The sequence below is a fragment of the Kitasatospora sp. NPDC028961 genome, assembly GCF_055564815.1.
Genome location: NZ_JBVHVO010000036.1, coordinates 38,440 through 52,710, shown reverse-complemented (window position 1 = coordinate 52,710; position 14,271 = coordinate 38,440). Strand labels below are relative to the sequence as shown.

The 14,271-nt window shown below is 76.4% G+C and carries 9 protein-coding genes; 3 read left to right on the top strand and 6 right to left on the bottom strand.

What is annotated here, in order from left to right; translation table 11 throughout:
- Positions 1-51: 51 nt before the first annotated feature.
- Positions 52-351: a WXG100 family type VII secretion target gene (locus tag ACZ4UX_RS34225; RefSeq protein ID WP_329487702.1), complete on the bottom strand. Its 300-nt coding sequence runs from the start codon at positions 349-351 to the stop codon at positions 52-54.
- 181 nt (positions 352-532) lie between these two features.
- Positions 533-2,221 carry a type VII secretion protein EccB gene (eccB, locus tag ACZ4UX_RS34220; RefSeq protein WP_352287997.1) on the bottom strand — a complete coding sequence of 563 codons (1,689 nt, stop codon included), beginning with the start codon at positions 2,219-2,221 and terminating at the stop codon, positions 533-535.
- 170 nt (positions 2,222-2,391) lie between these two features.
- Here eccB and eccE point away from each other — a divergent pair, with 170 nt between their 5' ends.
- From eccE to ACZ4UX_RS34205, 3 genes are all read left to right on the top strand, one after another.
- The gene (gene eccE, locus ACZ4UX_RS34215) at positions 2,392-3,789 is read left to right on the top strand and encodes a type VII secretion protein EccE (RefSeq protein WP_329487704.1); all 1,398 of its coding nucleotides are present in this window, start codon (positions 2,392-2,394) and stop codon (positions 3,787-3,789) included.
- Positions 3,789-4,559: a hypothetical protein gene (locus ACZ4UX_RS34210; RefSeq protein WP_329487705.1), complete on the top strand. Its 771-nt coding sequence runs from the start codon at positions 3,789-3,791 to the stop codon at positions 4,557-4,559. The genes eccE and ACZ4UX_RS34210 overlap by 1 nt, the downstream gene beginning before the upstream one ends.
- 376 nt (positions 4,560-4,935) lie before the next feature.
- Positions 4,936-7,143, top strand: a complete 2,208-nt coding sequence (locus ACZ4UX_RS34205; RefSeq protein WP_465709494.1) for a MinD/ParA family ATP-binding protein — start codon at positions 4,936-4,938, stop codon at positions 7,141-7,143.
- Between the two features lie 87 nt (positions 7,144-7,230).
- Here ACZ4UX_RS34205 and ACZ4UX_RS34200 read toward each other — a convergent pair whose 3' ends face one another.
- From ACZ4UX_RS34200 to ACZ4UX_RS34185, 4 genes are all read right to left on the bottom strand, one after another.
- Entirely contained in the window at positions 7,231-8,175 is a 945-nt protein-coding gene (locus tag ACZ4UX_RS34200) for a bifunctional riboflavin kinase/FAD synthetase (RefSeq protein ID WP_329487707.1), read from the bottom strand.
- Positions 8,176-8,240: 65 nt separating this feature from the next.
- Positions 8,241-11,933 (bottom strand): trypsin-like peptidase domain-containing protein, encoded by a 3,693-nt coding sequence (locus ACZ4UX_RS34195; RefSeq protein ID WP_465709487.1) that lies wholly within the window; start codon positions 11,931-11,933, stop codon positions 8,241-8,243.
- Between the two features lie 269 nt (positions 11,934-12,202).
- A complete protein-coding gene (gene truB, locus ACZ4UX_RS34190; RefSeq protein WP_329487709.1) occupies positions 12,203-13,132 on the bottom strand; it encodes a tRNA pseudouridine(55) synthase TruB in 930 nt (309 codons plus the stop codon).
- Positions 13,133-13,166: 34 nt separating this feature from the next.
- Positions 13,167-14,270 carry a DHH family phosphoesterase gene (locus ACZ4UX_RS34185; protein ID WP_352288008.1) on the bottom strand — a complete coding sequence of 368 codons (1,104 nt, stop codon included), beginning with the start codon at positions 14,268-14,270 and terminating at the stop codon, positions 13,167-13,169.
- Position 14,271: the final 1 nt, after the last annotated feature.

The following is a 14,271-nucleotide window of genomic DNA, read 5'->3' as shown; positions in this document are numbered from 1 at the left end:
GACGCGCTCCCTCACCAGGGGCCGCCGGTGAATGACCTGGCAGAGAGGGGATCAGATCTTGCCGGCGCCGAACGCCGCCTGCTGGTCCGCGTCGGTCGCCGAGTACTGCTTGGTCGTGATCTCGATCGCGCTCTTGATCGCCTTCAGCGACTTGTTGAGCTCGACCGCGTCCTCGTTGAACTGGCCCTGAAGGGTCTTGTAGGCCGTGGCCGCCTGACCCTGCCAACCGCCGGCGATCGAACCCACCAGGCTGTCGAGCTTGCGAATCTCGCCCTCGATCTGGCCGATGACCTCGTCCATGTGCTTGGCGAAAGCCAGCATCTCCTGAGCGGTCGTCTTGAACTGACCCATGCTCTACCGTCCCCCATGAGACAGACATTGTGTCCGGACCGCCGTTCCCGGCCGGTCCGCCGCATCACCGGTGTGATGTCCAGCAGCACTGTAGTCGGCACACGCAACTCGCCCAACACCGGGGAACCGCTAGTTACCAGACCATGACACTGGGGCCAATTCCGTTGCCGGAACGGGCCGGTCAGGCGTTCTGCTGTTGGGCCGCGGTCTTCGCGTTCAGCGCCGGACCGGACGGCACCAGGGCCGACCAGGCCAGCGGCACCGGCACCGGCTGCAGGCCCTGGTAGCCGAGCCGGGCCTGGTTGCCGCCGGCCTCGTCCTGCTGCTGACCCGGCTGCCCGGCGGCCGGGTCACCGGGCTGGACGGTCGGGGTCGCGGTGACGGTCGGGACCGGCTTGCCCGGCTGGGCGGACGGCGCGGCCTGCGCCCCCTTCCCGCCGGTGGTGTTGGCGGGGACGGCGTAGCGCAGCCCGGTCTCGGTGATCAGGTAGTCGCTGCCGGAGCCGCCCGCACCGCCGTCCAGCGCGCGGTAGAAGAGGCCCTGACCGGGGGTCACATAGGCCGAACCGACGCCGCTGCTGTGCTTCGCCGGGAAGTCCGGGCCGGCCCAGACGCTGCGCCGCGGCGTCTTGCCGTCCTCGGCCATCCCGTCGAACGTGCTGCAGATCACCGGCTTCGCGTCCTTCGCCGCCTGCCAGTTGTTGGCCGGCGCCCCCGTCCTGGTCGGCCAGTCGTCGGCGTCCTTCAGCGGGGTGCTGGAGTTGAAGGCGGCGTAGTCGGCGGGCATCAGCTCGTCGATCCGCGGCGTCCGGTCGGCGTCCTGGTTGTAGAGCCCCTGCCACGCGGGGTTCTGCCGGATCAGCTCGGCCTGGAGCTGGGTGACCACGAACAGCTGGTCCTTGCCCACCACGAAGTTCCGGTCGCCGTACCGGACCAGCCGGCCGATCTTGCGGTCCTCCGGCTTCTGCAGCGCCACCGAGGAGTTGGGGCCCTTGACGTCCGGGACCAGCCCGTCGATCTTGGGGAACTGGATCACCGAGCCGGTGACCAGGGTGTCCATCCACTCCCTCTTCACCGGCTGCGGCTTCGCGCTCGCCCCGAAGATCGCCGCCATCAGCTGCTTCTTGTCGCTCTCGGAGGTCTGCGTCCCCCCGATGGCGTGCTTGCGGCCCTGCGAGTCGATCAGGTAGAGGTTCAACTTGCTCTGGTCGATCGGCGGCTGGCCCGGGCCGGGCTGCGCGGCGACCTGCTGGTCGTCGATCTCCTTCACCAGCAGCGCCTGGTCGGTGTCCAGCACCCGGTCCTTGGCGGCCAGCGTCTTGGCGTCGGCACCGCCCGCGAGGAACAGCGCCTGATTGGCCGTCTCCTGCTTGTCGTCCGGACCGGGACTGTCGCAGACCGACCACTTCATCGGCTTGCTCGCGTTCTCCTTGGTCGGCAGCCGGTCCGGCGCGTTCGGGATGCCGATGGTCGGGCCGTGGCTCGGGTACTTGTCGAGCACCTCGTCGGCGACCACCACCACCTTCGCGTCCACCGGCAGCACCAGCCGCGCCGAGGACATGTTCAGCACCTGGTGCAGCCGCTTGGTCTTGCCGTCCGGATCGGTCAGCACCACGTACCGGGTGGTGCTCTTCTTGCCCTGCACGATGTTCTTGCCGCTGTCCCAGCCCACCGGGGCGCTCGGCTTGAACACCCCCCAGACCCCGAACGCGCCGACCACCAGAGCGCCCACGATGACGCTCGGCAGGATCGCCTTCACCGGCCGCGGCGCGTCCTCGTCGCTGCCGCCCCCGTTGGGCAGCAGGAACGCGCCGACCGTTCGCTTCCGCGCGAAGGTGTAGGCGTTCAGCTCGTCCCGGCGTGATGCCATGCTCGTCGTCTCCCCTGTCTGACCGACATACCCCGTGGTCCGCACCCGCCGGGCGAGAGCGGCTTCGAACCCTCTACGATGCGGCAGCAGACGGTGAGTACGGTACGGGTACGGTTCGCGAACCGGCCAACCGGGCCGCGACAACTGATTCAGAGAGGGTCACTCGGGGGATGCCAAGCCAGACCGCTCCAGGGCGCCGCAGCACCGACGAGGGCAGGGGATCGCGCCGCTCCGGCCGACGGGCCCGGCCCGAACGGGGCCAGGTCGCCGAACCCGCGGCCGCCGTCGGGCCGACGGCCCCCGTACCGGTCCGCGTCCACCCCAGGCCCGGGCTGCTCGGCGGCCGGCTGAGGCTCCAGCAACTCGTGCTGGTCGAGGTCGCGGTGGCACTCGTGGCGGTCGGCTGGACGATCAGCAAGCCGGTGGCCGGCGGCTTCGGCGCCGTCGCCCTGGCGCTGGTCGTCCTCGCGGTCATCCCGCTGCGCGGACGCACCATCCCCGAGGCGCTGCGGGTGCGCGCCGCCCTGAAGGCCCGTCGCAAGCAGGCCCGGACGAACGTCCCGCCGGTCGGCACCGACCCGGCCATCGCCCCCGCGCTGGAGCTGGAACCCGCCCTGCGCACCTGCACCCACGCCACCGAGACCGACTTCGGCGGCCGGCCGATGCGCCGGGAGACCGGCATGGTCGGCGACGGCACCTTCCTCAGCTCGGTGCTGCTCGTCCAGGCCAAGGACCAGCCGCTGCGGCCGGTGCGCACCGCGCTGCCGCTGCCCCTGGACGTGATCTGCTCGGCGCTGCGGGTGGACGACATCACGCTGGAGTCGGTCCAGATCGTCCAGCACACCCAGCCGGCGCCGGCCCCGCACCTGCCCGAGCAGTCGCTGGCCGCCCGCGCCTACCAGGAGCTGCCCGACGGCACCGCCACCCCCGGCCTGCGGCTGACCTGGGTGGCGCTCAAGCTCGACCCGGAGCGCGCGGCCACCGCCGTCCGCGCCCGCGGCGGCGGCGAGGAGGGCGCCCGCAAGGCCCTGCAGCGGGTCACCGACCAGCTCGCCGGGCGGCTCAACAGCGCCGGCTTCAACGCCACCGTGCTGGACGAGCGCGAGCTGATCGCCGCCCTGGCCATCTCCACCTGCGCCAACCCGCTCGCCGTGGCCGGCCGCCAGGGGACCGGCAGCGGCGGCGGCAGCGGCCGCCGCACCCAGGAGAGCAACCGCTTCTGGCGGATCGACGACCGCTGGCACAGCACCTACTGGATCTCCCGGTGGCCCCAGCTCAGCCGCCCCGGCGGCGCCCCCGGCCGGATCGCCGCGCCGGACCTCGTCAACCTGATCACCGGCTCGCCCGCCCTGGCCAGCACCTTCAGCCTGACCGCCGGTCACGGCACCGGCGGTTCGGTGGCGATCAGCGGCCACGTCCGGGTGACCGGGCGCAGCGAGAGCGAGGTCGTCCAGGTCGGACGACTGGTGGAGGCCCGGGCGCAGAGCACCGGCCTCGGCCTCGCCCGACTCGACCTGGAGCAGGCCCCCGGCATGCTCGCCACCCTGCCCCTGGGAGGTGCTTCCTGATGGCGTACCAGACCTACCCGACGCCCGGCCCGCAGCCCGGTTCCACCGAGCAGCCCCGGGTCCGGCCGCGGATCCTGCCCGGTTTCGGACTGCGCGGCCCGCGCCGCGAGAAGCACGTGCTGACCACCGAGGACCTCGGCGCGCTCTCCTTCCCGGTCGGCGACGACGGCGTGCTGATCGGCGAGGACGTCCAGAAGCAGCCCGCCGTGCTCGGCCTCTTCCGGCCCAGCGCCTACGACCTGGTCCTGGTCGGCGGCGTCTGGACGGCCCAGGTCATCGCGTTGCGGGCGGCCGCCACGGGCGCCCGGATCGCCGTCGAGACCGCGCGCGGGCAGCTGTGGGGACCGATGGCGCAGGCCGCGGGCGGCGGCCAGCCGTGCGTGACCGTCCACCAGGTCGGCCGGCTCGGCCCGCAGGGTGCCTCGGTGACCTCGCCGGTGCTCGTGGTGCGCGACCTCGGCGCCCGCCCGCCGCGCAGCCGGCTCTCCGCCGCGCCCTGGCAGACCACCCTGACCCTGCTGCCCTACCTGGGCCCGAACGCGGCCCGGGTGCTGAACGCCGCCGACCTGGTCGGCGTGCAGCGGGTCTCGCCGCAGGAGGCCGAGCTGATCGGTCGGGTGCTCTCGCTCGGCCCGCAGGACATCGCCGCGCTGCCCACCCTCGGGGACGACATGACGCTCTGGACGACCCGGATGCGCCGCCAGTACGTACGGACCGTCGCCGGGCAGGCCGAGCAGCAGGTCCTGGGCGGGGCACGACGCATGGACTGACCTGCCGGGACCCGATCGCGCCCCGGGCGAGATGAGACTCCGCCTTCAACGGGGGGTGGTGCACGGCCTAGTCTTTGATGCGGCAACGGCACCGCGACGAGCGGCGGCGAACACGAGGGAGCCCTAGGTGAGCAGCGATCGGGACGGCGTCTACGTCGGCGACAACGCGGCGGAGGACGACGACGACTGGTCCGACGCGCCCGACTACACTCCCCCGTCCTGGTACGTGCAGACGGACTCCGCGGCGGCTCCGGCCGCCGGTCCGGGCCCTGGTCCGGGCGCCGGTCCGGCACCCGTCCAGGCGGGCGGAGCACCGGACGGGGCGGGCGCTCCGGCGGCGGGCGGCGGCCCGGCCGCGCCGGCACCGGCGCCCGCCGTGGCACCGGTCCCCGCGCCCGCGCCCGTGCCCGCGGCCGAATCGTTCGTCGCACCGGCCGTTCCCCCGGCCGTTCCCCCGGCCGCGGACGGTCCGGCGGCGGCGCCGGTCGCCGCACCGGCTCCGGTGCCCACGCCTGCCCCCGCGCCCGCGCCCGTCCCGGCCGTCGAGCCGGCCCCGGCCGTCGCGGCCGCCCCGGAGGCGGCCCCGCCGGTCCCCGCGCCGGCCACCCATGTCGAGGCGCAGCACGTCCCGTTCGCCGCGCCCACCGCCGGCGGGCCCGCGCCCGCCCCGGCGCCGGGCCCCGCCCCCGAGCAGCCGCAGGCCGCGGCGGCCCAGCCGTGGCCGCCGACCGACGTGGCCGCGCACCAGCAGCCCGGCCCGGCCGTGCCCCCGCCGCAGCAGCCGTACGCGGAGCCGCAGCCCTACCCCGGGCCGCCGCAGCAGGCCCAGCCGCCGGCCTACGCCGAGCCCCAGCAGCAGGCGCCGCAGCAGGCCCAGCCCCAGCCCTACGCGGACCCGCAGCCGTACGCCCGGCCGCAGCCCTACCCGGAGCCGCCGCAGCAGGCCCAGCCGTGGCCGCAGCCGGCGCCGCCGCAGCAGCCGGCCGACCCCCAGGAGCAGCAGGCCGCCGCCTGGGCGGCCGCCCAGCAGGCCGCCGCCCAGCAGGCACCCGGCCCGCAGGCACCGGGCCCGCAGGCACCGCCGGTCGACCCCCGCCAGGGCGGCTGGCCGCAGCCGGCCCCGTACCAGCAGCCGCCGCAGCAGCAGGCCCAGCCCCAGCAGCCCCAGCCCCAGCCCCAGCAGCCGGGCCCCGCCCAGCCGTGGCAGCAGCAGTCCGGCGTCCCGCAGGCACCCGCCGCGTTCCAGCAGTCCGCCGCCCCGCAGCAGGTCTCGCACGGCGCACCGCTCGGCTACACGGCCGCCGTCGAGCTCTCCTCGGACCGGCTGCTGCGCAACCAGCCGAAGCAGCAGCGCCAGCAGCCGCGCTTCCAGTTCGGCGGCAAGGCCGCCGCGGCCGAGCGCGGCCGCAAGCTGGAGGTCATCCGGACGCCGGTGATGAGCTGCTACCGGATCGCGGTGATCAGCCTCAAGGGCGGCGTCGGCAAGACCACGACCACCACCGCGCTCGGCGCGACCCTGGCCAGCGAGCGCCAGGACAAGGTGATCGCGATCGACGCCAACCCGGACGCCGGGACCCTCGGCCGCCGGGTCAAGCGCCAGACCGGCGCGACCATCCGCGACCTGGTGACGGCGATCCCGCACCTGCGCAGCTACATGGACATCCGTCAGTTCACCTCCCAGGACCTGCACTCGGGCCTGGAGATCCTGGCGAACGACGTCGACCCGGCCGTCTCGACCACCTTCAACGACTCGGACTACCGCCAGGTCATCGACGTGCTGGGCCGCCAGTACCCGATCATCCTGACCGACTCCGGCACCGGCCTGCTGTACAGCGCGATGCGCGGGGTGCTGGACCTCGCCGACCAGCTGATCATCGTCTCCACGCCGAGCGTGGACGGCGCCTCCTCCGCGTCGACCACGCTGGACTGGCTCTCCGCCCACGGCTACGCCGACCTGGTGCAGCGCAGCATCACGGTGGTCTCCGGGGTCCGCGAGACCAGCAAGATGATCAAGGTCGAGGACATCGTCGCGCACTTCCAGACCCGCTGCCGCGGCGTCATCGTGGTGCCGTTCGACGAGAGCCTGGCGGCGGGCGCCGAGGTCAACCTCGACATGATGCGGCCCAAGGTCCGCGAGGCGTACTTCGAACTCGCCACCCTGGTCGGCGAGGACATCGTCCGCGCCCAGCAGGCCGCCGCCCAGCAGTCCGGCTGGCAGCAGCAGGCCCACCAGCCCCCGCAGCCCACCGCCCCCTACCCGGGCCAGCCGCAGCCGTACGCCGACCCGCAGCAGCCCTACCCGCAGCAGGCCCAGCAGCAGCCGTACCCGCAGCCCGGCCAGGGCGGCTATCCGGCCGGCGGACCCGCGCCCGGCGCGCCGTGGGCCCCGCAGCCGGGGCAGGCCCCGCCGCCCCCGCCCGGCTACGGGTACCCGCAGGCCCAGCCGGGGGCCCAGCAGCCCCCGCAGGACTGGCAGCAGCAGCCCCAGCCGCCGGCCGGCGGGTACGGCTACCCGCAGCCCCAGCCGGGCGCGCAGCCGCCGCCCCCCGCCGGGTACGGCTACCCGCAGCAGCCGCAGCCGTAGCGAACCGAAAGGGCCCGCCGGGCCGTCCGTGGATCCAGGGGATCCGTGGACGGCCGGCGGGCCCTTCGGCATCCGCGACCGGTCCGGTCAGCCCCCGTCGGTGAGCTCGCGGGCCTGCTTCACGTCGTCGGCCATCCGGTCCAGCAGCGCGTCGATCGAGTCGAACTTCTCCATCCCGCGCAGGTAGGCGAGGAAGTCGACCGCGACGTGCAGCCCGTACAGGTCCAGGCCGACCCGGTCGATGGCGTACGCCTCCACGGTGCGGGCCGTGCCGTCGAAGGTCGGGTTGGTGCCGACCGAGATCGCGGCCGGCATCAGCTCGCCGTCCGCCGTCAGCCAGCCCGCGTAGACGCCGTCGGCCGGGATCGCGCTGTGCGGCACCGTGTCCACGTTGGCCGTCGGGAAGCCCAGCTCGCGGCCGCGCTGGGCGCCGCGCACCACCACGCCCTCGACCCGGTGCGGGCGGCCCAGCACCTCGCCCGCGCCGGCCATGTCACCGGCCGCGACCAGCCGCCGGATGAGGGTGGAGGAGAACGGCTCGCCGTCCCCGGCCGCCCCGCGCACCTGGAGGTCGACCACCTCGACGTCGAAGTCGGCGGCCCGGCCCAGCTCGGCCAGCAGCGCGACGTCGCCCGCCGCGCGGTGCCCGAAGCGGAAGTTCGGCCCCTCGATGACCAGCCGCGCGCCCAGCGCGTCCACCAGCACCTGCCGGACGAAGGTCTCCGGGGACTCCTGGGAGAACTCGGAGGTGAACGGCAGCACCAGGACGGCGTCCACCCCGAGCGCCTCGATCAGCTCCGCGCGGCGCGGCTGCGGGGCGAGCAGCGGCGGGTGGCTGCCCGGGCGGACCACCTCGCTCGGGTGCGGGTCGAAGGTGACCACGACCGAGCGGACGCCGAGCTCACGGGCGCGCTCGACCGCCCGGTTGATGATCAGCTGGTGCCCGCGGTGCACACCGTCGAACGACCCGATGGTGACGACGCTGCGTCCCCAGTCCCCGGGGATCTCCTCCAGGCCACGCCAGCGCTGCACCCTGACCGCTCCTTGTTCCCTACGGCGCGTACCTTCTGTACGCTCAAACGCTCAAACCCGAACCCCTATAGCGTGCCATGCGCCCGCCCCTGCTTCGGCACCGGAAGGCGGGTTGGGCGCACCGCCGGCTGTCCGGTCCCGGACACCGGGGTGGGAACCGGCTCCCGCGGGGTCGGCCGGTCCGCCTCCCGCCCGGCCTCGGCGGCGGCCTCCCGCGGGTCGCGCCCGGCCGCCGCCGACTCCCGCAGCCGGGCCGGCGTCTCGCCCTCCGGCCACCGGGCCAGCAGCAGCGCGAACGCCGCCGAACGGCCCGCGCAGCGGGCCAGCAGCTCGTCCGCGTCCGTGAGCCCGGCCGCGGCGCGGGCCAGCACCGTCCGGGCCCGCGCCGGGCGCTCGGCCGCGCAGTGCTCGGCCAGCCGCTCCACGACGGCGGCGAGCACCTCCTGGTCGCCCTCGGTGGCCAGCAGGGTGTCCAGGAGTTCGCAGCGCAGGGCGTCGGCCTCGGCGTCGGCCACCGGGACCGCCAGCACCTGGGCGAACGGCCGCCGCACCGCCACCGGACCGGCCGCCAGGGCGCTGCCGAGCAGCACCCGCAGCTCCAGCCGGGCGGCCGGTCCCCCGGCGGCGCCACGCGTCAGCCGGCGGCCCAGGTAGTCGACGGCGACCGCGCCCGCCAGCGCCGGGCGCTCCCGCAGCAGCCGGGCCGCCAGTTCGGCGCCGCGCCGGGTGGCCTGCGGCGTCCGGGCGTCGGCCAGCACCCGCAGCGTCTCGGCGACGGCCGCGCCGGGGGCCGCCAGCCGCTGCGCGAACGCGGCCAGGACGGGCTCGGGATCGCTCTCCAGCGCCGGGGCCAGCGCCCGGGCGGTCAGGAAGCGGTCCTCGCCGTGCCGGTACGCCGCCAGCGCGGCCGGGAGGTGCCGGGCCCGGGCCCGCGGGTCGCGCACCAGCAGGGCCAGCGCGGCGCCGTGCAGGCACGGCTCCTCCTCGCGGGCGAGCAGGGCCAGTGCGGCGAACCGCAGCAACTCCGTTCCGGCCCCGCGCGCGTACGGCGCGGCGCGCAGCGCGTGCACGGCGGCGGCGACGTGCCGCTCGGGCCGCCGGTCGTGGCTCCAGCGGTCCACGGCGCGGCAGAGTGCCGACGGCTCCTCCCCGGCGAGCACGGTGAGCAGCGTGTCCGCCCGGGGGTGCGCCGCGTCGGCCAGCGCCTCCGTCAGGTCGTCCAGGGCCAGCGCGCGGTGGTGGTACAGCAGGTCGTGGGCGAGGTCGGCGACGGTGGTGCCGGGGCGGCCGGGCAGCCCGCGCGGGTCGTCGAACCAGGCGCAGAGCAGCGGCATCACCCGGGCCGGGTCGGCGCGCAGCCGCTCGGCCGTGGCGGCGAGGAACGGCCGCGCCGGTCCGTCGGCGGTGACCAGTCGGCGCAGGAGTGCCAGTTCGCTCTCGACCGGCAGGCCCAGACCGGTCCAGAAGCGCGGACCGAAGCGGCCCAGACCGGCCGCCGGGAGCCGCTCGAACCCGCCGGCCGCCGGCGCCACCTCGGCGATCCGGCCGGCCAACTGGGCCAGCAGCGCCCGGTGTTCGTCCAGATCGGGGCTGGCGGCCAGCCCGGCGGCGAGCAACCGGCCGGCCCACCAGCCGGGTTCGCTGCCCGGCGGGCGCAGGTCCAGCGCCCGCCAGAGCCGGTGCAGCCACGGGTCCAGGGCGGTGGCGCCCCAGGTCTCGGCCAGCCGCCCGAGCGCGGACGCCACCGGGGCGACGCGGTGCCGGGGCACCGTACGGGCCTCCCCCGGCGGCGGGGTGTCCTCGGCCTCGCCGAGGAGCAGCCGCAGCGCCGCGTCCAGGTCCAGGTGCAGGCCCTGGAGCCAGTCGGAGAACTCGCCGTGGGCGAGCCGGAAGCCCGGGCCCGCAGGCACGAACAGGCCCTCCGCCAGCACCGCGGCCGCCCAGTTGCCGGGTGGGAAGAGCTCTTCGAAGGCGGCCCGGCCGAGCCCGCCCTGCTCGGCGCCGAGCATCCGCCGGGCCGCCTCGTGCACCCGCCCGGCCACCGCGGCGGCCAGCCTGCGCACCCGGCCGGGCGACGGACCCGCCGGCCGCCCGGCACCCCGCCGGTGGGCGCCCGGGCGCCGGGGCCGCCCGTCGGCGGCGATCCGCTGGGCCACCCGCAGGCAGCAGAGGTCCAGGTGGGCCGCGAACAGCTCGCCGCGGCCCACCGGCTCCCCGCGCAGCCCCTGCGCCCACAGCTCCCCGGCCAGCCGGACGGCGAGCGGGTGACGGGCGTCCGCGGCCGACGTCCAGTCCGGCGGCAGCCCGTAGCGGCGGCGCACCCGGTCGGCGGCCTCGGCCGGGAGCGGGCCGAGCCGGTGGACGGCGACGCTCCCGGCCGCCCCCGCGCAGCGGCAACCGGCCCCGGCCGGCCCGGCCGTGGTGCCGCCCGCCGGTAACTCGTCACCGGCCCACGGCTCCCGGTCCCACGGCGGGCCGTCCCCGCCGTGCCGCGGACACCCCGCCGGCGCCGTACCGGGCCCGGCCGCCGCGCGGTCGTCGTCGAGGCCCGCCAGCAGCTCCCAGGCCTCGTCCCCGCAGGCGGTGAGCAGCCGGGCCCCGACCGCCGTCAGCCACTCCCCGGCCGCCCGCAGCCAGGCCCGGTCGAGCGGGACGGGCGCCTCCTCGGGGCCGTCCAGCACGATCAGCAGCGGCCGCCGCGCGGCCGCGCAGAGGGCGGCCACGGCGTCCGGCCCGGGCGGCGGCCGGGTGCCGAGGCCGGCCGCCGCCGAGGCCAGCGCCCGCCGCACCGCCGCGGCGAGCGAGGCGTCCTCGGCGCGCAGGTCGGCGCCGCGCAGCCAGAGCGTGGGAAGCGCCCGGTCCTCGCCGCCGCGCCGGACGGCGAGGGCCGCGAGCTCGGTGGTCCGGCCGGAGCCGGGGGCGCCGACCAGCGCGGTGACCGTCGCCCGCGGATCGTCCCCGGCCAGGCCGTCCGGGCGGTCCACCCGGTCGGCGGCCAGGGCGGCCACCCGGCCGGGACCGGCCCCGGCGGCCGCCACCTGGGCGGCCGCCAGCCGCAGCACCCCCGCCAGGTTGAGCGCCGATCCGTACGCGGGGACACCGGCGGCGTTGCGCGCCAGCGCCTCGGCCAGCGCCGGCGCGCCCTCGCCCGACCCGCTGCCGTTCGCCGGGGCGGCGGTCAGCGCGCCGCCCTGCTCCGGGGCCCGCAGCGCCGGAGCGGCGACGCCGATCACGGCGCCGCTGCGGGCGTCCAGCACCGGTGCCCCGGCGGGCACCGGCCCGGTACCCGTGACGACCGGCAGGTCCAGCAGCAGCACCCCGCCCAGCAGGTGGAAGCGGTCGGGCCGGGCGTAGACCGCGCCGGTGACGCCCAGCACGCCGCAGCGCAGGGCGACCGTCCGCTCCCCCTCGCCGGTGAACGCGGGCAGCAGCACCTCCCGCCCGGCGGCCACCGCGCCCGGCGCCGCGATCGGCAGCGGGGGCACCGGCAGCCCGCCGACGCCGTCGGTCCGCAGCAGGGCCAGGCCGTGCCCGGGCAGCGGCAGGACGCTGTCCGGGCCCAGCACCCTGGTCTGGCCGCCCGGGGTGTGCAGGACGATCCGGTCGAGGTCCGCGACGCTCTCGTGCGCGGTGAGGACGGTCCCCTGCGGGTCCGCGACGAACCCCAGCCCGCGCAGTCGTCCGTCGAGGTCGCGGATCCGCAGCAGGTAGCGCCCCGGATCGTCCGCCACCCCGTCGCCGTCCAGTGCTCCCGGCATGCGTGCAGCCCTCCCGGCAGGGCCGAGCGGCCCGGGAGGCGGACGCGTCGCGGCGACCTGCTCGCCGCCTGGGAGCCTGCCCGGTGCCGGGCGGGCCCGACCGCACCCGCGCCGCTCACCACCGGGGTTCACCTCGCGCGCTCCCCCGTGCGGGTGAACCTCACCGGCCCCGCTCCGCCAGGTGCCCGCGCGGAACGCCGAGAGCCCCCCGCCGCCCCGGGCGGGGGCGGCGGGGGGCTCGACCGGCACGCGGCCCGGAGCTCCCGGCGTCAGCCGACGAAGACGGCCACCGGCTTCGCCTGACCGCCGTGCTCCTCCACCAGCGCGAGGAACCGCCCGTCCGGCCCGTAGACCGCGATCGGACCGGCCACGCCCATCCCGGGCGCCTTCAGCCGGGCGCCGTGCGACAGCACCTTGGCCTGCTCGGCGTCGAGGTCCCAGCGCGGGAAGGCGGCCGCGGCGGCGTCGCCGATCGGCAGCACCTCCAGCGGAGCGCCGGCGTCACCGGTCACCGCCTCCTCCAGTTGCTCCAGGGTCCGGGCCGACTCCACGCCGTAGGGGCCCACCCGGGTGCGCCGCAGCGCGGTGAGGTGGCCGCCGACGCCGAGGCCGGCGCCGAGGTCGCGGGCCAGCGCCCGGATGTAGGTACCGGAGGCGCACTCCACCGTCACGTCGAGGTCGATCACCGGGGTGCCGTCCTCGGCGACGGCGGCCCGCTGCTCGTGGACGGTGAAGGAGTGGATGGTGGTCGGCCGGGCCGCGAGCTCGAAGTCCTCGCCCTCGCGCACCCGCGCGTAGGAGCGCTTGCCGTCGATCTTGATCGCGCTGACCTTGGACGGCACCTGCATGATCTCGCCGGTGAGGGCGGCGATCCCGGCGTCGATGTCCTCCCGGCGCACGCCGTCGGCCGGCACGGACGCGGTGACCTCGCCCTCCCGGTCGTCGGTGACGGTGGTCTGGCCGAGCCGGACGGTCGCCTCGTAGGTCTTGGCGGTCAGCATCAGGTGGCCGAGCAGCCGGGTGGCCCGCTCGATGCCGATGACCAGCACGCCGGTGGCCATCGGGTCCAGCGTGCCGGCGTGGCCGACCTTCCGCGTCCCGGCCAGCCACCGCAGTTTGGCGACCACCCCGTGCGAGGTGATGCCCTCCGGCTTGTCGACGATGACCAGGCCGTCCGGGCCGGTTCCCTTGCGCTTCATCTGTTCTTTTCTCTGGAGGCTTCTCTGGAAGTGGTCAGCTGACGGGCCGCAGCGCGCCCCGGAACCGCTCCACCGCGTCGGCCACGGGCTCGCGGGTGGAGAATCCGGCCGCGAAGGTGTGCCCGCCGCCGCCGAGCCCGGCGCAGGCAGCCGCGACGTCCACCGCGCCCTTGGAGCGCGAGGAGCCCCGCAGCGTGCCGTCCGGGTCCTGCTTGAGCACCAGCGCGACCTCGGCCTCGGCCGGGCGGCGCAGGATGTCGATCAGGCCCTCGATCTCCTCGACGGTGACGCTGAACAGCGCCAGGTCCTGGTAGGGGACCCAGGTCCACACCAGGCCCAGGCCGCCGGCCGCGTCCGGCTCGTAGACGGCCCGGTCGAGCGCGGCCGCGAGCACCTTGAGGTAGCCGAAGGACGAGGTGTCCCACAGCTGCCGGGAGATCAGGTCGTGCCGGATGCCGGTGGCCAGCAGCCGCCCGGCGAGTTCGTGGGTGGCGGGCGTGGTGGCCCGGTACTTGAACGAGCCGGTGTCGGTGGCGACACCGGTGTAGAGGCAGGTGGCCAGGGCCTGGTCCAGCTCGACGCCGAGCCGGCGCAGCAGCTCGTCCACCAGGACGGCGGTGGCCGGCGCGCTCGGGTCGATCAGCTGGTGGGTGCCGAAGCCGGGGTTGGAGGCGTGGTGGTCGATGACCACCAGCACCGGCGCGGCGAAGGCCTTCTCGTGCAGCAGGCCCAGCCGGCTCTCGGCGGCCACGTCGAAGCAGAGCACCAGCTCCGGGACGGCGGGCACCTCGGAGGCCGGCACGATCAGCTCCTGGCCGGGCAGGAAGGCCAACGACTCGGGCACGATCTGCGGGTCGTCCCCGAAGGAGACCCGGACCTCGTGGCCCAGCCCGCGCAGGGCCAGCGCGGCCGCCAGGGCCGAGCCGAGCGCGTCGCCGTCCGGGCAGATGTGGCAGATGAGGTCGATCGACCGGGCGCGCCCGATCTCCGCGACCACCTGCTGCCAGACCAGCTCGAAGCCGGGCGCCTCGGCGCGCGGCCCCGGAAGCACCGCGAGGGCACCCTCCACCGTGGTGGTGGAGGACGCCCCCGCGACTGCTCCGGCCGTCGAACCGGTCGACGCCGGCTCACCTGCCATG